The sequence below is a fragment of the Rickettsia endosymbiont of Hedychridium roseum genome, assembly GCF_964028255.1.
GTDB lineage: Bacteria > Pseudomonadota > Alphaproteobacteria > Rickettsiales > Rickettsiaceae > Rickettsia > Rickettsia asembonensis.
In genome coordinates this window covers 1055529-1074751 of record NZ_OZ034753.1, presented here as the reverse complement: position 1 = coordinate 1074751, position 19223 = coordinate 1055529, and the positions used below count along the sequence as shown (strand labels likewise).

The window sequence follows — 19223 nt, the reverse complement described above, 5'->3', positions numbered from 1 at the left end:
ACACAAAGTTTGAAACGTAAAACTTTGTAGCTGTTTAAAAAGTTGATAAAGCTAAAAAACTAAATACACCGCGATAATAAAAATTTATATCGTGAGTAGATACTGAAAATAATTGTGAAATTAATTCTGTATGCATCGTGTAATCTCAAGTTAAAAGCGTAAGTAAATATAATAAGAGCATTTGGTGGATGCCTTGGCACTAGAAGGCGATGAAGGACGTAATACGCTGCGATAAGCTTCGGGGAGTTGCGAATAAACTTTGATCCGAAGATTTCCGAATGGGGAAACCCACCTAATTTATTAGGTATTGTATAGTGAATACATAGCTATATGAGGCAAACCCAGCGAACTGAAATATCTAAGTAGCTGGAGGAAAAGACATCAACCGAGACTCCGTTAGTAGTGACGAGCGAACGCGGACCAGGCCAGTGGCTTCAAAAAAATAACTAAAACAACATGGAAAGGTTGACCATAGAGGGTGATAGTCCCGTATAGGTAAAAAGTTTGAAGTCCTTGAGTAAGGCGGGACACGTGAAATCCTGTTTGAACATAGGGGGACCACCCTCTAAGCCTAAGTACTCTCTAGTGACCGATAGTGAACAAGTACCGTGAGGGAAAGGTGAAAAGTACCCCGACAAGGGGAGTGAAATAGTATCTGAAGCCAAATGCTTACAAGCAGTCGGAGCAAGCGTATTTATATGTCTTGTGACGGCGTACCTTTTGTATAATGGGTCAGCGACTTAGTTTATCTAGCAAGCTTAAGCCGTTAGGTGTAGGCGTAGCGAAAGCGAGTCTGAATAGGGCGTTTAGTTAGATGAATTAGACCCGAAACCGGGTGATCTAGCCATGGCCAGGTTGAAAGCGGAGTAAAATCCGCTGAAGGACCGAACCCACTACTGTTGAAAAAGTAGGGGATGAGCTGTGGTTAGGGGTGAAAGGCCAATCAAACTCGGATATAGCTGGTTCTCCGCGAAATCTATTTAGGTAGAGCGTTATAGCGATTACCGTCGAAGGTAGAGCACTGAATGAGCTAGGGGGTCCCACAGACTTACCAAACTCAATCAAACTCCGAATGTCGACGAGTACAGTATAGCAGACAGACTATGGGTGCTAAGGTCCATAGTCGAGAGGGAAAAAGCCCAGACCGCCATCTAAGGTCCCTAAATCATGACTAAGTGTTAAAGGATGTGAAAAGACCAAAACAACTAGGATGTTGGCTTAGAAGCAGCCATCATTTAAAGAAAGCGTAATAGCTCACTAGTCTAAATAAGTTTTCTTGCGCCAACAATGTAACGGGGCTCAAGTCATGTACCGAAGATGCGGATTTATGCATTTGGCATAAATGGTAGCGGAGCGTTCCGTAAGCCTGTGAAGGTGAATCGTAAGGTTTGCTGGAGGTATCGGAAGTGAGAATGCTGACATAAGTAGCGATAAAGAATGTGAGAAACATTCTCGCCGAAAGTCCAAGGGTTCTTGCGTAAAGTTAATCTGTGCAAGGTTAGTCGGCCCCTAAGATGAGGCTGAAAGGCGTAATCGATGGGAATCAGGTTAATATTCCTGAACCTGAAGGATGTGACGAAAATAGTAAATTGTACAGTCTTATTGGATTGATTGTGCAGTGAATATTTTCCAGGAAATAACACCTTCATTATAGACCGTACCCGAAACCGACACAGGTGGACAGGTAGAGTATACCAAGGTGCTTGAGAGAACGATGCTGAAGGAACTAGGCAAATTGCATCTGTAACTTCGGAAGAAAGATGACCTGTATATGGGCAACCATGTGCAGGTGGCACAAGCTAGGGGGTAGCGACTGTTTATTAAAAACACAGGGCTCTGCAAAGTCAATAGACGACGTATAGGGTCTGACGCCTGCCCAGTGCTGGAAGATTAAAAGGAGGGGTGCAAGCTCTGAATTGAAGTCCCAGTGAACGGCGGCCGTAACTATGACGGTCCTAAGGTAGCGAAATTCCTTGTCGGGTAAGTTCCGACCCGCACGAATGGCGTAACGATTTCCCCACTGTCTCCAGTATCGACTCAGCGAAATTGAATTCTCCGTGAAGATGCGGAGTTCCCGCGGTCAGACGGAAAGACCCCGTGAACCTTTACTATAGCTTTGCACTGGTGTTAGGAATCAGATGTGCAGGATAGGTGGAAGACTACGAAGCGAAGGCGTCAGCCTTTGTGGAGTCACCCTTGAGATACCACCCTTTTGGTTCTTGACATCTAACCGAGATCCTTGAATCAGGATCCGAGACAATGCATGGTGGGTAGTTTGACTGGGGCGGTCGCCTCCCAAAGAGTAACGGAGGTGCGCGATGGTTAGCTCAGGTTGGTCGGAAATCAACTTTTAGAGTGCAATGGCATAAGCTAGCCTGACTGCGAGTCTGACAAGACGAGCAGAGACGAAAGTCGGTCATAGTGATCCGGTGGTCCCGAGTGGAAGGGCCATCGCTCAACGAATAAAAGGTACTCCGGGGATAACAGGCTGATGATTTCCAAGCGTCCATAGCGACGAAATCGTTTGGCACCTCGATGTCGGCTCATCACATCCTGGGGCTGGAGAAGGTCCCAAGGGTTCGGCTGTTCGCCGATTAAAGTGGTACGTGAGCTGGGTTTAGAACGTCGTGAGACAGTTCGGTCCCTATCTGCCGTGGGTGTAGGAAGTTTGAGAGGATCTGCCTTTAGTACGAGAGGACCGAGGTGGACGTACCCCTGGTGGACCAGTTGTCGTGCCAACGGCACAGCTGGGTAGCTAAGTACGGAAGGGATAACCGCTGAATGCATCTAAGCAGGAAACCCACCTCAAAACTAGACTTCCCCATTAGAGCCGTGGAAGACCACCACGTTGATAGGTCAGGTGTGGAAGCACAGTAATGTGTGTAGCTAACTGATACTAATAGCTCGATTGATTTACTTTGCTGTGAGATTACATATGCATATAGTGTTAATTCTATAAAAATGTAGTATCAATTCACAAAGTTATCAGGTTAAATTAGCTTTATCAATGAATAAAAATGTTGTTGCACAGCTAATAATGTCGTACCGTGGTCCCGCCACGTTATCTAGAAAAATTTTTAATATTTAGATTCCTGCTTCCGCAGGAATGACAAATTTAGTCATGCAACAACATTAACAGCAAACTATAATACAAATCTATCTTTTTAAAAGTTTGTATTGCTAGCTTGGTGGTTATAGCATGAGTGAAACACACGATCCCATCCCGAACTCGAACGTGAAACCTCATAGTGCTAATGGTACTATGTCATAAGGCATGGGAGAGTAAGTCGCTGCCAAGCTTGCAATGCAAATTTTTAATTATCTTTTTTTCTCTTTAATAAGATTCGCTATTCATTTCATTTAGTCTTGAAATAGTGCGTTTGAATTCTGCGGCTCGTGCTGAACCTTGATATATTTTATTTGGGTTATCTTCTAGGCTCATAAATAAAAGTATTTTATAGAAATAGGCATTATCGATAAAGTTGATAAATCTAACGGCTGTATTTGTATCATTAGCATCGATAGTATGAACATTCCCCACTATAATAACGTTGAAATTTTGACAAATATTAACATAATCGATATAGCTTAAGTCTCTTGTAAATAATTCATTATAATCTGTTACTAGTATTCTTTTATGTACTTTTTGAAAGGATATTTCTCTACCTAGAACCTGTATATTTTGAGAAACGAGATTATTATCACTAATATCTGTGATAATTTTTTCAAGTTTGTTTTGGTTTTCTAAAGTTAAGGGATAAATTATCCTTGCCCCTTTAACTCCTAATGCTTTATCAAATCGATAATCATGGTGATTATCTAGATATTTAACGTAAAATGTATTATTGATTATCTTTATAAAAGGTAAGAAAGATTCTCGTTGTAATCCGTCTTTGTAAAGATTATTGGGACTCGTGTTAGAGGTTATAAAAATAAAAATATTTTGCTTTATTAATTCATTAAATAATCTGCCTATTATCATTGCATCGGTAATGTCTTTAATTTCAAACTCATCTATACATAACAGTTTAGTTTGTTTAGCATAGTTTTTAGCAATTTTAGGGATGATATCTTTCTGATTTTCTGTTTGTAATTTATGCATAGATTTATGAATTTCCTGCATAAAGTTCTGATAATGGATAATGATTTTAGGTATGCTTATCTCTTCAAAAAAAGAATTCATGAGCATAGTTTTACCGCTGCCCACCGGACCGTATAAATAAATTCCGCTTTTTAAATTGTTTTGATTAAAGAATTTGAATAAACTTTTAGGCTTATTAAGTTCTGCTGCTAGTTGTTTTAATTCTTCTAGTAAAGCAGCTTGTTTTGTATCTAGTATTAATGAAGTAGAGAATTTTATCATCCAAAATATTTTTTCTCTAGTTTGTTATATGTTTTTTCTAAAATCGGCAGATATAACTTTATATTCTCAAAAACTTGTTTTGCATCCTCATCTTCTTTTATCAACTTATTAATATCAGCTTTAATTTTCTTAAGTTGCTCTTTGATAAATTCTATTTGTTTATCTAAATATTTTTTACTCTTACCCGTGCAAATCTTAACTCTACATTGATTAGCATGTAGCTCTTCTTCTAAGCTCTTTTCTACTAGCCTTAGGGATTGCAATTCACACTGTAAATCAGAAAGAATAGCATCGCCTTTTTCTTCATTAGAAACAAAAATAGCGTATTTCTCTAGTAATATCGCATCTAATTTATCAGTCTTTGCAAAATGGTTACTAGCTTTAGCAAAAGCATATACCTTATTTGGGTGTGTTCTATGTACCGCAATATCCCACTCTTGAAGCTTCTTCATTACAAGACGCTCATAACCTCCCGTCGATTCTAATACACAAAGCTTAATTTTATTAGAAGCAATAACTGATTTTATAAAATCAGTTATTGCTTCATCTGTATTTTTAATTTTATAATGTTTTTTATTCATAGATATATCTAATGTTGCTTTTGATACATCTATACCTATAAATAACTTGTTTTCTTCTGTCATTTCTGATACCTTGTTAACGTTGTTCAAAGTGCGATTACAGGATTGTAAATTCGATCTCTTCAGGACCATCCTACCGTTCGTACTACAACACTTTGTAGATTATGAGGTGTGTACCTAGATTCCTTCGATCTTTTATGATCCATCCAGTTAAACGGTATCACTCCTTATTTTCTACTCTATACTCTTTTCAATACTTGCTTCAAGATACAATCCAGCATAAAGCAAGCTTTTAATTTCAAAAGCTTGCTGTATTTATGCTTTTTTCTAGATTCCCGCCTACGCGGGAATGACATAGAAGAGCCATGCGACAACGCCCTTCGCTCTTGACGATTGTAATTATCATTTCCTATACAAAAGTGTTGCATCGCCATAGCTGAAAAAACGCATTTTTTCTTTTATAGCATATTTATATAATTCATGCATCTCTTTAAAGCCGGCAAAAGCACATATAAGCATAAATAAAGTAGATTTAGGGAAATGGAAATTAGTAAGCAGCATATCGGCCGTTTGAAATTTAAAGCCGGGAGTTATAAAAATATCAGTTTCAAAACTACCTGCTTTTACGACGCCGTTATTGCAAGCACTCTCAAGAGTTCTAAGCGTGGTAGTGCCGACTGCGATAATACGCCTCCCTTCTTGCTTTACTTTGTTGATGATTTCAGCAGTTTCAGGAGTAATAGAGCAATATTCGGTATGCATTTTATGCTCATGAATATTTTCGGTTTTTATAGGTAAAAAAGTTCCTGCTCCCACATGTAAGGTTACAAAAGCGGTATGTACGCCTTTTGCTTTAAGCTTATCAAGTATATCCTTTGTAAAGTGCAACCCTGCCGTTGGTGCTGCAACCGAACCTTCTATTTGACTATAGATTGTTTGATAGCGTTCGTTGTCGTTTTTAGGGTTTGTCATACCGTGGCCCCGCCACGGTATCCAGTCATTATTTAAATATTTTTTGGACCCCGTGGTCAAGCCACGGGGTGACATAGTGGAAGCACTACGGGTATGACACAATGAATGTGAACGCCTAATATAAACCGGTAGCGGCATCTCACCGTATTTGTCCAAAAATTCAAATACCGAAATATTATCAAGTTCAAATTTTACTTTAATCTCACCCATTGCGGATTTCTCAGTAATAATTACCTTATGATTATCAAAATAAAACTCATCGCCTATATTAAGTTTTCGAGCCGGTTTAGCAAAAGCCGACCAACAATTATCAGATAATTTTTGATTCAAATTTATTGTAATATTCTTCCCTAAATGTAACTTTGCTTTTATCACTTTACTGTTATTAAAGACTAATAAATCACCTTCTTTTAAGTAATCTAATATGTTGTAGAATTTGGTTTTAATAAGCTTTGTCCCGGCAATTAGTAAATCCGAGTTATCACGTTCGCTAGCCGGATATTGTGCGATAAGGTCACTTGGTAAATCAAAGTCAAAGTCAGATAGTTTCATTATAGAATATTAGCAGTTAAAGAAGTGATTATAATAACATATTACGATATTTAATATAAGATTTTAGTTTAAAGGTTGAGACCGGTATTATGTCACGTAAGGTTTGCTTGCGTGGATCATTCACCTCTGTCATCCCGTGGCTTGACCACGGTATCCAAAAAACAATAAAAATACTAATAATTTTAGTATTTTTAACTGGATACCGTGGTCAAGCCACGGGATGACACCGAACGGATTTTTCGGTTCTCGCAATGACGGTAAGCAACACATCCTCACACTATCAACCCTTTAACTTGAGAGTTCCATAATTTTTGATATAGCTTACTATTTTTCAGTAATTCTGCGTGGCTACCGTCATCGATTATACTACCTTTTTCAAAAACTAAAATCCTATCCATATTGAGTAAAGTAGATAATCTGTGGGCAATGACTATCACGGTTTTATTTTGCATTAAATAATCCATTGACTCTTGAATCAGGCTTTCCGTTTCACTATCTAAACTACTTGTTGCTTCATCGAGAATTAAAATAGGAGCATTTTTTAAGATGGCTCTTGCTATAATGATTCTTTGACGCTGACCGCCGGATAAATTATTTCCTCGCTCTCCGCACATAGTATCGTAACCGTCCGGTAGATTATCGATAACATCATGAATATGTGCAGATTTTGCCGCTTCTATAACCTCCTCAAGAGTAGCTTCTTTTTTTCCATATCTGATATTATCCAAAATAGTACGATGAAAAAGCACCGGCTCTTGAGGTATAAGGCTAATGGCTTTTCTTAAAGAATCTTGAGTTACGTTTTTAATATTCTGATTATCTATTAAAATCATTCCTTCTTCTATATCATGTAACCTAGTCAGCAAACTAATAAAAGTGGTTTTCCCTGAACCGGAAAATCCAACTAGCCCTACTTTTTGTTTACTCGGTATTAATACCGATTTATTATAAAATAGATTGTTATTATGATGATAATTAAATGTAACATTTCTAAATTCGATAACCCCTTCTTGGATATCTAAAGGAGTAGCATTTTCAATATCCGTTATAATATGCGGTGCCATTAGGGATAAGCCTTGATTAAATGCCCCGTTCTGCTCGAACATATCACCGATTTCTTGCGTTAAATCCCAAATATCGTCTGCTACATTTATACATAATGTTAGCACTAATACGTAATCACCTATGCTTATAGATAATTCGCTACGAAGTTTAGATAAATAATAGATCATTATAAAAATCATTATTGAACAAGAAGTCCCAAGAGCATAACGCAATTTGAACATAAAGAATTGCATAGTCTGCTCATCAGCCACGGCATTTTCTACCCTTGTTTCTATATGTTGACGTTCAAATTTATGGGCTGTAAACATTCTAACCGCATTAATGTTGCTAATTGCATCTACGATACTACCGGCAACAAAAGATTGGCTTCTAGCATAATTTAACGAGTATTTATTGATTTTATCCGAGAAAAGAACACTAAGCCCTAAAAAAACCGTAATCCATAAAATAAATATAGTAGCAAAAACGTAATGTACGGAATATAAAGCAATTAATGCAAATACGATAATAGCTAGTTTACGAAGAATTTTTTCACCGAATATTGAAATAATCATCTCAAACGATCTTGCGGTTTCGGTAATACGATTGCTAATATGTCCGGCTAAATTATCCTGAAAGAATTTATGGCTATGATATTGAGTATAATTATAAAGTTCATTTAGTATTTTTCCTTTTATTACGGGCATAGTCTTTAGATACAAATAATCATATGAACGATATGCTATATTAATACTCTCCCACCAAAGAGCATAAAATACTGCCCAGTAAATCATGGAAGATAAAAGGTTATTTGCGTTCTCATCACTGAAAGATTCGATTAGATCAATGATTTTCTGAAGTAATATACTATCAATTGCCGGAATCATACCGAGTAAAATACAGATTACAGTCAATAAAGTAATTTTAACTTTATCGAATTTTAAAAAATAAATACCTAAGCTAAATGTTGATTTAGATAAAGTAGGGTATTTTATCACGATAATGTACCTCAATTTTAAAATAATATATTAATTCGTGTTATTTCAGAGCATATTTTAATTTAATTATTTTGCAAAAATATACCTAAAAATATTAAATCTATGGAAAAATAATAAACAAGCCTTGCTTCTTACCTTAAATAATGCTACAAAATTCAGAAAATAACTTCAAAATCATTAGAAATGCAAGAAAAAGAATTATCTAATAATTTTTTAGAAGAACAAGAAAAGTCTAAGGAAGACGATTCTCCGTTCTTTGATGTAAAATATATTTGTCAAGCAAGTTTATTAATTACGGATTCTATCCGAAAAGGGTATGATGTAACTCAATTGCCCAATGGTGATATTAATGTTACAGAAGTAAGAATAGTAAATGTTCATTATAATTGGAACTCCGAAAAAGGAAAATTTGTTAAAACTAATCAGATAGAATTTAATAATAGCAAAGGTGGCTGATTAAATCAAATACTGTATACTCGTTTAATTTGAAAAATTGGCTGCGTCGTCCTATAAGTACTGTGGTGCTCACGTATTTAAGTATACGCTCCGCTCCTCGTCTTATGGACTCCTTGCTCTTTTCCAAATTAAACTTCGTCTACTTAATTCATTATACTTGGAGTATATTGTTATTGTCAAAAAGCTTATTATCTTAAAACAGCAGCTTAAATATGGAATTTGATCAAGTATTATTATCGAGGATTCAGTTTGCTTTTACCATAAGTTTTCATATAATATTTCCTGCTTTTACTATAGGGCTTGCAAGCTTTTTAGCGGTAATTGAAGGGTTATGGTTAAAAACAAAAAAGCCGGTTTATCAAGAAATATACAAATTTTGGGTGAAGATTTTTGCCGTTACTTTCGGTATAGGAGTAGTTTCGGGCGTTGTAATGTCTTATCAATTCGGTACTAATTGGTCGAATTTTTCAGATAAGGTTGGAAATGTCCTCGGTCCGCTTCTCGGTTTTGAAGTATTTACTGCCTTTTTCCTCGAATCTTCTTTTTTAGGTATAATGTTATTCGGCTTTAATAAAGTCAGTAAAAAAGTCAGTAAAAAAGTACATTTTATTTCTACGTTAATAGTTGCTGTTGGTACTGTAATCTCAGCTTTTTGGATACTTGCAGCTAGTAGCTGGATGCATACGCCTGCTGGTTTTGAACTGCGAGGCGATTGGTTCTTTTTCCCTTTAAATTGGCTAGAAATTATCTTTAACCCTTCTTTCCCATATCGCTTTTTCCATATGATTACGGCGGCTTATTTAACTACTTCTTTTGTTATCGGTGGTGTAGCTAGCTTTTATTTACTAAATAATCGTTATAAAGAGCATGCTAAAATTATGCTTTTTATGGCGGTGTTAATGGCGTTAATCGTTGCACCTATTCAAATATTTATCGGTGATTTGCATGGTTTAAATACTCTTAAATATCAGCCGGTTAAAGTTTCGGCTATGGAAGGTATTTGGAATACGGAAAAAGGAGCAGCTTTTAATCTTATCGGCTTTCCTGACGGGGAAGAAGAAAAAACAAAATATGCTATAGAAATACCTTATGCTAGTAGTTTAATCTTAACGCATAGCTTAGACGGTGAAGTGAAAGGGTTAAAAGAATGGACAAAAGAAGAGCGTCCGCCGGTGCTAGTCGTATTTTTTAGCTTCCGTATTATGATAGGAATCGGTTTCTTAATGGTATTTACAGGTATTGCGGGGTTATATCTTTACTTGAAGAAAAGATTATATACTACGCACTGGTTTCAATATTGGTATATATTAATGTCACCTTCAGGTTTTATTGCAGTACTTGCCGGTTGGTTTGTAACCGAGGTAGGTAGACAACCTTATATAGTATATAATATTTTAAAAACCGTAGATACGGTATCACCGGTACTCGGCAAATATGTATTTATTTCTCTAATTGCTTTTGTAGTAGTATATGTGATCATTTTTGGAGCGGGTATATATTATATAATGCATTTAATAAAGAAAGGTATAGAAGCGATAGATAATAAAGAAACGTACGGAGAGATCGGTTTGAATAACCCATTATTAGAAAAGTAAAATAGTTTTTACTTAAATAAATCAGAATGAGTGCCTGTGCGTTCAAAAATTATACATTCATTATCAATTTTATAGATTAGTAACCAATTGGGTTCTATGTGACATTCTCTTCGACCTATAAAATTTCCGATTAGTTGATGATTTCGATATTTGATAGGTAAAGCTGTTTTATTAACTAATAATTCTATAAGCATTTTTAGTTTATTTAGGTCTTTGCCTAGCTTAATTGCTAGTTTTATATCTTTTTCAAAAGATTTAGTATAGATAGATCTAAACACAACTTAAATACCAAGTTTTTTAAACATTTCCTTTGTGTTATTAGAGGCAATTAGTCCGATTTTATTATCAGTTGATTCAAATGTTTTTAGAGTAACGGCATTGGGAATTTTTATTGTAGTAGGCCATTTATGTTCGCGTGCTACGTACTTATATAGCATAGTAACCGCTTGTGTAGGAGTGATGCCAAGCTCATCAAGCACGTTTTCTGCTTCTTCTTTTAATTCCGGTTCAACTCGTGCTCTTATGAAAGCTGATTTAGTCATACAATTACTTGAAATTTAACAATGATTACTACTATATTAGTAGCACAAATGAGATACATTAGCAAGAATATTTGTAACCTTATCTAAAAGAACTCTACAAAAAGAAGAAAAAAATGTATATACTAATATCGTAAATGATATAATTTAAAGAAAAACCTAATGTTAAACTTTGCACCTTATATAGATTTACCGCTTATTTGGGGTGGTCTTATAGCTACCTCTATTTGTTTATATGTTTTATTAGACGGTTTTGATTTAGGAGTAGGAATCTTATTTCCGTTTGCCCCTACCGATGATTGCCGTCATAAAATGATCAATTCTATTGCTCCTTTTTGGGATGGTAACGAAACTTGGTTAGTACTTGGCGGCGGTGGTTTATTTGCAGCTTTCCCGCTGGCATATTCGCTATTAATGCCGGCTTTATATATTCCTATTATATTAATGTTACTTGGCCTAATATTTCGTGGTGTAGCTTTTGAATTCCGTTTTAAGGCTCATATAGGTCATCGTTATATTTGGGACTATGCTTTTCATTTCGGTTCTATGCTTGCTGTTTTTTGTCAAGGTTTAATGCTTGGTACGTTTGTCCAAGGAATAGAGATAGAAGGACGAGAATTTGCAGGAGGGAGCTTTGATTTTCTTACTCCCTTCTCCGTTATGACGGGGATAGCATTAATATTCGGTTATGCACTCTTGGGTGCTACTTGGCTTATTCTGAAAACAGAAAAGAAAACACAAGATTGGGCTTATAAATCTGCTTTATATATTTTATTTTACGTTGCACTTTTTATGGGACTTGTAAGCTTATGGGTTCCTTTCTTAAATAACCACATAAATCATCGTTGGTTTAGTGTACCTAATATGTACTATTTATCGATTGTACCTATTGTAACTGCTTTAATATTTATTAAGTTAATTAAAGCCGTTAAGCAAAAAAAAGAAGTAAAGCCGTTTATTTATACGATCTTGTTATTTTTATTAGGATATTTAGGGCTTGCGATAAGTATATGGCCATATATCGTTCCTTATAAAGTTACGCTCGAAACCGCAGCAGCAGCACCGGAGTCACAGTCTTTACTGTTGATAGGGGCTGGGATATTCCTACCTGTCATACTTGGCTATACTTTCTATTGTTATTATATATTCCGTGGCAAATCATCTCATCATTCTATATATTAAAAAAATAACCTCTTGTCTAAAAGGGTGGCAATGGTTTATTATTCTATGGCTCAGCGGATTATTATCCACGCTACTTTTAACTTATGTAGTTAAGTTGGTGTTTAGGATGATAGGGTAAAATTATTGTTAGTACAGTGCAGTAATGTCATTCCTAGCTAAAAGAGGTCTTGTTGCATGATTTGAGAAAAGTGTTCGATGTCATTCCTGCGAAAGCAGGAATCCAAAAAAAATATAAATACAGCAATTTTTTGAAATTAAAAGCTCGATTTATCTCGCTTTATGATGGATTCCTGCTTTCGCAGGAATGACATTAAATATATGTAATGACATTTAAAGTATAGATATATGGAAAAAATCTCAGCATTTATTATTACCAAAAATGAAGCTGCAAGAATAGCACGAGCTATAAATAGCGTAAAAAATATTGTCGATGAAGTTATAGTAGTCGATAGCGAAAGCACAGATGATACGGTTAATATAGCTGAAAAATTAGGAGCAAAGGTAATAGTAAAGCCGTGGCTTGGCTATGTAGGGCAGAAATCTTTTGCCGAAAGTCTTTGCGTAAATGATTGGATTCTTAATATTGATGCCGATGAGGAGTTGTCTAAAGAGTTACAAGACGAAATAGAGTATATTTTTGCCTCTCATAATCAAGTTCGTTATTTGGCTTATCAAATAAAGCTGTTAATAATGCATCGTAATGACCAAAAGCCACGAATGTTTGCTCCGTTTAATAAATGTACTCGGTTGTATAATAAAAAATTTGCAAGTTTTGCAAATACCGTAAATAGTACTACTCATGATTCGGTGGTATTTAACAAAGATGTCGATTTTGCAGGTAAAATTTATCTATTAAATGAAACTGCTTATCATTATTCCGGTACTTCAGTTGAGCAGTTGGTAACTAAAGCAAATTTTTATTCTAGCGAGCAAGCAAAAGATTTAGTTAAGCAAGGAAAAAAGCTTTCAAATTTTCGTTTAACAACTGAAATTATATGGTGGTTTTTTAAAGCGTTTTTTATCAGACGCTATTTTGTATTCGGTTTTGACGGCTTTGTAGATTCAATGATTTTTGCCTTTGCAAGATTTCTAAGGCTTGCGAAGTTAAGAGAGTCATCGCTTAAATCAAAAAACGTCATTGTGAGCGACTATGGGCATTATTGCATGGATACTAAATCGTCATTGCGAGGAGCGAAGCTTTGCTGCAATCCAGAAAATAATAAAAAAAATTCTGATTTACAGAATTTTTAACTGGATTGCTTCGCCTTGATTGCTATGTAATTCTTCTTAGCTCAGACGGAAAACCGATCCACGTGAGCAACGCCTCCTCGCAAGGCATTGTTGCGTAGACCGGTAAAACCCACTGTGTCACCCCGTGGCTTGCTAGGTCCATAAAAACAATAAAAAATACTAATAATTTTAGTATTTTTAACTGGAACCCGTGGTCAAGCCACGGGATGACAGAGGTGAAATTGATCCACGCAACAACACCTCCTCGCAATGACAATTTAGAAAGTAAAAAATAAATTATGAAAGAAAATTTTAACGTTAGTAAATTAAAAAACGGCTTGACAATTTTAACCTATAATATGCCTTATATTAATTCGGTAGCAATAAATTTAATTGTTAAAGTCGGAAGCCGTTATGAAAATCCTGAAGAAGAGGGAATTTCTCATTTTCTTGAGCATATGGCTTTTAAAGGTACAACAACAAGAACGGCAAAACAAATAGCCGAAGAATTTGATGAAATAGGCGGTCATTTTAACGCTTATACAGGTCATGAAAAAACAATATATTATGCACGAGTATTATCCGAAAATTGTGATAAAGCACTTAATATACTTGGCGATATAATACAAAATTCTATCTTTGCTGAAGAAGAGATAGCAAAGGAATATAAGGTAATATTACAGGAAATAGCACATAGTCAAGATAATCCGGATGATTTGATATATGAGAAGTTTTATAGCAGTGTTTATAAGGATCAGCCGCTTGGTAAACCGATTCTTGGAACAAGCAAAACATTATCTAGTTTTACTAAAGAGCATTTTTTGAGTTTTATAGATAAACATTATAGCGCTGGAAATTTGTATTTATCGGTTGCCGGTAATGTTGATCACGATAAAATAGTAAGTAGTGCAGAGCGATTGTTTTCCTCTTTAAAGCAAGGAGAAAAAAGTAATTTTCTTCCTGCAAAATATATAGGAGGTAATAGCTTTATCAATAAGGATTTAGAGCAGACTACTTTAATTCTTGGTTTTGAAGGAATGCCTTATATTAACTTAGAAAGGCTTTACCGAACCCAGTTACTTGCTATAATATTCGGAGGTGGTATGTCTTCACGTTTATTTCAGCATATTCGTGAAAAATTAGGTCTTGCATATGCAGTGGGTAGTTATAATAGTACATATTCTGATAGTGGTGTATTTACTATTTATGCAAGTACCGCACATGATAAATTGGAGTTATTATACAAAGAGCTTAAAACCGAAATAAACAAGATGACTGAGAAAGTTAATGAAGAAGAGATGATTAGAGCTAAAACGCAACTACGAAGTAATTTGTTGATGGCACAAGAAAAAGTAGCTTATAAATCAGAAGAAATTGGTAAAAATTATGCAGCTTTTGGTAAATATATTTCTCCTGAAGAGATTATGGAAATTATTACGCATATAAAAGCCGATGACATTATTAATACGGCAAATAAAATATTTAGTGGTATTACTACATCGGCAATTATCGGTCCGAATGATCTTCGAGTAGATGCATAGATCGCAAAGTGTCAGTATGTCATACCATGGCTTGACCACGGTATCTAGAAATGCAGCTAAAAATACTGATAATCGTAGTATTTTTAACTGGACCCCATGGTCAAGCCACGGGGTGGCACGGACTACTTAAGTAAATTTTGAGAAAATAACAAATGAAAACACAACTTTACAAAGGTTCAAGTAAAATTTTATATTCCGCCGAAGAAGATTTTTTACTTATAATGGCCTTTTCCGATAATGTTACCTTAGAAAGCGGTGAAATTATTGAGGTCTCAGGCAAGGGGGTACTTAATAATAATATTTCTTCCTTTCTAATGGATAAACTGGAAATGAACGGCATTGAAAATCATTTTATTGAAAAAATAAATATGAGGGAGCAATTAATTCAATATGTTGAGGTTTTTCCGGTACAAGTAATAATATCATCGGTAGCGTGCGGTAGATTTGTAAAAGAATTCGGTATGGACGAAGGGTATGTATTTGATAAACCGATCATTGATTTTAAGGTCCGAAGTCGTGAATTTAAATATCCGATAGTTAATGAGTATCAAATATTAAATTTCGGCTGGTTAACTAGGGATGAAATTAAAGCGGTAAAAGAGCAAGCTTTGCGTATATATGATTTTCTAAGCGGCTTATTTATCGGTGTCGGGATTCGTCTTGTTGAATGTAAATTAGAATTTGGGCGTGTGTTTAACGGTGAAGAATCTATCATTATGTTAACTGATGAAATTAGTCCGGATAATTGTAGGTTATGGCATATTAACAGTAATGAAAAATTGGGATTTGAATTGCTTGAAAACGAGCCTAATAAAGCTTTTGAATCATATCAGCTAATAGCTGATCGTTTAAAAGAAAAATAAATATATTTTTAAAGCGATATATGCTATTTTGGACTTGAAAAACACTCCGATGTCATACCGGTTTTGTTGCATGGTTCGGTTTCATCGTCACTGCGAGTAGCCGTAGGCGACGTGGCAATCTCATGAAATAATAACAAATTCCTGAGATTGCTTCGTCAATTTACTATTGTAAATTTCCTCGCAATGACGATTTGATATCCACACAAGGATAACATTTTTGATTTTTAATAATTTTTTACAGTAAAAAAGATGAAAATACGATTTATTATAATAAGTTTTATAGCTCTAATCTTAGTGGGATGGGGATATGCTGCCTATAAATTTGAACATCAAAGTAAAGAGAATATTATCTCTATTCTTGATGAATACGGGGAATATATAACTTATGATTCAATAAAAGTTAATAAATATGGATTTAGTATTACTTTAAATAAAGTAATGTTAAAACCTATAGATTTTTATTTTGATGAAATAGCTATTAGGCATATACCGTTTTTAAATATTACAAAAATTGATTCTTACGGAAATGACGTAAAAATTACTACCGCTCAAGATGAAAAAAATATTTTTTACTCGCCTGATCATCATACAACAATTTGGTTTAGAAAATCTTTATTTAATAGAGAGCCTGATTATTGGAAATTAAGCTTGAGTGACAATAAATCAACTCTTTATAGTTCTTTAGATGCAGAAAAATTAGCAGAAAGTGATATTAGCAATTCTGTAATTACTAATACTAAAACATCAGATAACCTTAATTTGTTAATTTTGGATGGAGAAAATACTGTTTCTTTTATTTCTGAAAATTATAGAAGAAATTTATATGATAAAATTTTTGAATTTTTGAGAGATAAAATAGCTAATGACTCTGATACTGCTTCCTTTGAGTATGGTTTGACAAAGTTAGATATATTGAATTTACCTATTTCTTACAATTCCAAATTAAAGCTTAAATATAGTGATGAGCTATTAGCTCTTGGAAAATTATTAATTCAAAACTTTTCTCTAAATCAAAAGCAAGATGAAAATATGCATGCTGTTATTTTTATGCAGATGTTAGGAGAATTAGTAAAAGGTAAACCGTTTTTATTCTCTTGCGATATTGAAAGAAAAGGAAAAGTAGAAAGTAATTTATATAAATTAAATATAGAAAAAGATAAAATTTTTGATTTTGCTTTAAATATTAAATCTACTATAGAACCTTCTGAAACATACCAAAAAACAGCAGTTGAAGCTTTAGGAAGCTACTTTAGTAATGGTTTAAATAAAAGAGCCGAGTTAGATAAAATTTTTAAACTAACTAGCCCTATTACTCAAGAAGACGGAGAAAAAGTAATGGGTGTTTTTGCAAAAATAAATAATTCCGAATTTAATTTAAAAGGTGAGTTTGATCCTGAAGCAAAAAAATTATCCGGTAAAACTAATCTTGTTATGGATGATTTTAATTTTGCTATTGATATTGATATGCCTAATTTAGATAATCCTCTGAATCTAGAAAGTGTAATAAAATTATCGGATCCAAATGCGGTTATAAATAATTTTGTGAATTATACTAATGATGCTATTGTACCGGTGCTTAATAAAATAGAAGATTCTAAGGAATTTGCTTTAAATCTAGGAAAACAATCTTCAGTAATAAAGCAATACGGCTTTAGGGCAATAGAAGCTTTTAGTAAAAACTCTGAATTAAAAGACGGTGAATCTTTAGTAGTTGACGTGAAAGGTAAAGATACCGGACTAACCTTTAATGATAAAACTATAGATCAGATTTTTGGTGATGCTAGAGTATTAGAATTTATGAATGCCATGGCTATGATAGATCAAGAAAGAAAACAAGTTGTCGGTAAATAATTTAAAGTATTGTTCAGTTAGAGAAATTGTCATCCTACCTAACTTAATCAATATTGTTGCGTGGATCGTTTTATGTCATTCCTAGCTAGGAGCGGGAATCCAGTAAAACCTATAAAAAGCTTGTTTTTTATAGATTTATTTTATCAAATATGTAACTTCTATATCAATATTGAAGTTATTTTTCTTGATCTCATGGTTAAGCTGTAGGGTGGCAGTGAAAAATCCGTGAACACTCATTCGTTTATAATTAAGAATCTGAAAGAAACACTTCATCTTGAACAGCCGCGTATACAAACGTATGTGAAGATTTGGTTACCTACTCGACATATAAATTATCCCTAGACGTAGAGTTTCAAAAGAAGCATATTGTATTAAGTTATAATTTGATTGATGCTCTTAATGGATCTGTCAATTTTTCTAGGGTTTTACTCAGATTATTAAATGTTAAGCCTTTATAGCCTGTTTCTTTAACAACTCTCCGTAGTGTTGGAGTAGGTTTTACCATATGATTGATTTTATTTTTTGCAGGAAATACCCATAAGCTATTACTTTTTTGTTTTCTTCTATATAAAATCTGAATTGCCTCATCAGTAAGAGATAAAGAACGTGATTTTTCTTTTTTAATATTTGATATATTCCATATCTTATTTTGTAAATCGATATCACCCCATGCCATTGATAATAAAGTAGTTAGTTTTTCTGACGTATGAATAAGTAATAGAAAAAGATCTTGCACTTGAGAAGTAGCTGTCTTTTTCAATGTATTAAGAAAGATAGATAATTCTTCGTAAGTTAAATATCTCTTGTCAGTTTTTTTCTTAGGTTTGTGTATTTTTATTTCTAATAGTTCCTCTTCAATTGATGTATTTATACTATCAGCTAATTTTTTTCCTGCTGCAAAGTCTTTTTTATCTGAAAAATCATCAGAAAGTTTTTTCAGTTTTTTATACACTTGAAGCGAAAAAGCTTTATTATGAAAAGGTAAACTCTTTTTTTCTATCTCAGTTTCTCCCAACTTAAGTTGTAGATATTCGGCAGGCTTAGCAACAGACGCTTTAAGGTTTGTCTTGAAATTTTTCTTAACATTTTTAATTGAAGAATATGTTTTATTAGTGGAATATTCACCCATAGCTATCTGATATTTAAGTTTAACTGCTTTTAATCTTGCTTCTTCAACAGGTAAATCAGGAAAACGACCTAGTTTGAGCCTTTTATATTTAACTTCTACCATTTGGGCTAGGTAAAAAGTTTTACTGCCGCCGTAAGATACTATAAGTACCAATCCTTTTTCTTTAGTATCTTTGTAAAGGGTTCTTTTTTCTCTAGGGGGTTCGATTTTTAAAAGATTATTTTTAGTAAAATTAAAACACAATGGTTGTTTTCTCATTTTTATGCTTCTTATATGCTGTTATTGATTTATAATTAATAACTTAAACCAGCATAATATGCAAGTGTA

At 34.2% G+C, this 19223-nt stretch carries 18 protein-coding genes, 2 rRNA genes and 1 pseudogene; 13 read left to right on the top strand and 8 right to left on the bottom strand.

Going from position 1 to position 19223, the window contains the following annotated elements; genetic code table 11:
* The first annotated feature begins 160 nt into the window (after positions 1-160).
* Positions 161-2921 (top strand): 23S ribosomal RNA (locus AC5587_RS06290).
* A 263-nt stretch (positions 2922-3184) separates the two neighbouring features.
* A 5S ribosomal RNA gene (gene rrf / locus AC5587_RS06285) occupies positions 3185-3299 on the top strand.
* Positions 3300-3334: 35 nt separating this feature from the next.
* On the opposite strand, the gene zapE is transcribed toward rrf, so the two are convergent.
* From zapE to queA, 3 genes are all read right to left on the bottom strand, one after another.
* Positions 3335-4363 (bottom strand): cell division protein ZapE, encoded by a 1029-nt coding sequence (zapE, locus tag AC5587_RS06280; protein ID WP_499162183.1) that lies wholly within the window; start codon positions 4361-4363, stop codon positions 3335-3337.
* Positions 4360-5007 carry an IS110 family transposase gene (locus tag AC5587_RS06275; protein ID WP_499162182.1) on the bottom strand — a complete coding sequence of 216 codons (648 nt, stop codon included), beginning with the start codon at positions 5005-5007 and terminating at the stop codon, positions 4360-4362. Before AC5587_RS06275 ends, zapE begins: the two co-directional genes overlap by 4 nt.
* Before the next feature lie 339 nt (positions 5008-5346).
* The gene (queA, locus tag AC5587_RS06270) at positions 5347-6468 is read right to left on the bottom strand and encodes a tRNA preQ1(34) S-adenosylmethionine ribosyltransferase-isomerase QueA (protein WP_499162181.1); all 1122 of its coding nucleotides are present in this window, start codon (positions 6466-6468) and stop codon (positions 5347-5349) included.
* A gap of 126 nt (positions 6469-6594) precedes the next feature.
* Between queA and AC5587_RS06265 the strand changes: the two are divergent.
* A pseudogene (locus tag AC5587_RS06265) lies at positions 6595-6694 on the top strand (palindromic element RPE4 domain-containing protein); the annotation flags it as partial.
* Between the two features lie 46 nt (positions 6695-6740).
* Here the strand turns inward: AC5587_RS06265 and AC5587_RS06260 are convergent.
* A complete protein-coding gene (locus tag AC5587_RS06260) occupies positions 6741-8510 on the bottom strand; it encodes an ABC transporter ATP-binding protein (RefSeq protein ID WP_499162180.1) in 1770 nt (589 codons plus the stop codon).
* A 183-nt stretch (positions 8511-8693) separates the two neighbouring features.
* Here AC5587_RS06260 and AC5587_RS06255 point away from each other — a divergent pair, with 183 nt between their 5' ends.
* Positions 8694-8966 (top strand): DUF2671 domain-containing protein, encoded by a 273-nt coding sequence (locus tag AC5587_RS06255; RefSeq protein WP_010976947.1) that lies wholly within the window; start codon positions 8694-8696, stop codon positions 8964-8966.
* A 212-nt stretch (positions 8967-9178) separates the two neighbouring features.
* Positions 9179-10561, top strand: coding sequence for a cytochrome ubiquinol oxidase subunit I (locus tag AC5587_RS06250; protein WP_499162179.1), 1383 nt, complete (start codon positions 9179-9181; stop codon positions 10559-10561).
* An 8-nt stretch (positions 10562-10569) separates the two neighbouring features.
* On the opposite strand, the gene AC5587_RS06245 is transcribed toward AC5587_RS06250, so the two are convergent.
* Both AC5587_RS06245 and AC5587_RS06240 read right to left on the bottom strand, forming a co-directional pair.
* Entirely contained in the window at positions 10570-10839 is a 270-nt protein-coding gene (locus AC5587_RS06245) for a type II toxin-antitoxin system YafQ family toxin (RefSeq protein WP_499162178.1), read from the bottom strand.
* Positions 10840-10842: 3 nt separating this feature from the next.
* Entirely contained in the window at positions 10843-11103 is a 261-nt protein-coding gene (locus AC5587_RS06240) for a type II toxin-antitoxin system RelB/DinJ family antitoxin (RefSeq protein ID WP_040257140.1), read from the bottom strand.
* 159 nt (positions 11104-11262) lie between these two features.
* Between AC5587_RS06240 and cydB the strand changes: the two genes are divergently transcribed.
* From cydB to AC5587_RS06225, 3 genes are all read left to right on the top strand, one after another.
* Entirely contained in the window at positions 11263-12282 is a 1020-nt protein-coding gene (gene cydB, locus AC5587_RS06235) for a cytochrome d ubiquinol oxidase subunit II (protein WP_499162177.1), read from the top strand.
* 179 nt (positions 12283-12461) lie between these two features.
* Positions 12462-12590: a hypothetical protein gene (locus AC5587_RS06230; protein ID WP_499162176.1), complete on the top strand. Its 129-nt coding sequence runs from the start codon at positions 12462-12464 to the stop codon at positions 12588-12590.
* A gap of 37 nt (positions 12591-12627) precedes the next feature.
* On the top strand, positions 12628-13533 hold the full coding sequence (locus AC5587_RS06225) for a glycosyltransferase family 2 protein (RefSeq protein WP_499162175.1): 906 nt from the start codon (positions 12628-12630) through the stop codon (positions 13531-13533).
* 22 nt (positions 13534-13555) lie between these two features.
* On the opposite strand, the gene AC5587_RS06220 is transcribed toward AC5587_RS06225, so the two are convergent.
* The gene (locus tag AC5587_RS06220; protein WP_499162174.1) at positions 13556-13789 is read right to left on the bottom strand and encodes a hypothetical protein; all 234 of its coding nucleotides are present in this window, start codon (positions 13787-13789) and stop codon (positions 13556-13558) included.
* Between the two features lie 22 nt (positions 13790-13811).
* Here AC5587_RS06220 and AC5587_RS06215 point away from each other — a divergent pair, with 22 nt between their 5' ends.
* The 5 genes from AC5587_RS06215 to AC5587_RS06195 all read left to right on the top strand — a co-directional run bounded on the left by AC5587_RS06215 (position 13812) and on the right by AC5587_RS06195 (position 17974).
* The gene (locus AC5587_RS06215) at positions 13812-15053 is read left to right on the top strand and encodes a M16 family metallopeptidase (protein ID WP_499162173.1); all 1242 of its coding nucleotides are present in this window, start codon (positions 13812-13814) and stop codon (positions 15051-15053) included.
* Positions 15046-15183 (top strand): proline/betaine transporter, encoded by a 138-nt coding sequence (locus AC5587_RS06210; protein WP_499162172.1) that lies wholly within the window; start codon positions 15046-15048, stop codon positions 15181-15183. Before AC5587_RS06215 ends, AC5587_RS06210 begins: the two co-directional genes overlap by 8 nt.
* A gap of 22 nt (positions 15184-15205) precedes the next feature.
* A complete protein-coding gene (locus AC5587_RS06205; RefSeq protein WP_040257149.1) occupies positions 15206-15916 on the top strand; it encodes a phosphoribosylaminoimidazolesuccinocarboxamide synthase in 711 nt (236 codons plus the stop codon).
* 249 nt (positions 15917-16165) lie between these two features.
* Positions 16166-17767, top strand: coding sequence for a phosphoribosylaminoimidazolesuccinocarboxamide synthase (locus tag AC5587_RS06200; protein ID WP_499162171.1), 1602 nt, complete (start codon positions 16166-16168; stop codon positions 17765-17767).
* Positions 17768-17839: 72 nt separating this feature from the next.
* Positions 17840-17974, top strand: a complete 135-nt coding sequence (locus tag AC5587_RS06195) for a hypothetical protein (RefSeq protein WP_410527476.1) — start codon at positions 17840-17842, stop codon at positions 17972-17974.
* A 169-nt stretch (positions 17975-18143) separates the two neighbouring features.
* Here AC5587_RS06195 and AC5587_RS06190 read toward each other — a convergent pair whose 3' ends face one another.
* Positions 18144-19154 (bottom strand): tyrosine-type recombinase/integrase, encoded by a 1011-nt coding sequence (locus AC5587_RS06190; protein WP_499162170.1) that lies wholly within the window; start codon positions 19152-19154, stop codon positions 18144-18146.
* Positions 19155-19223: the final 69 nt, after the last annotated feature.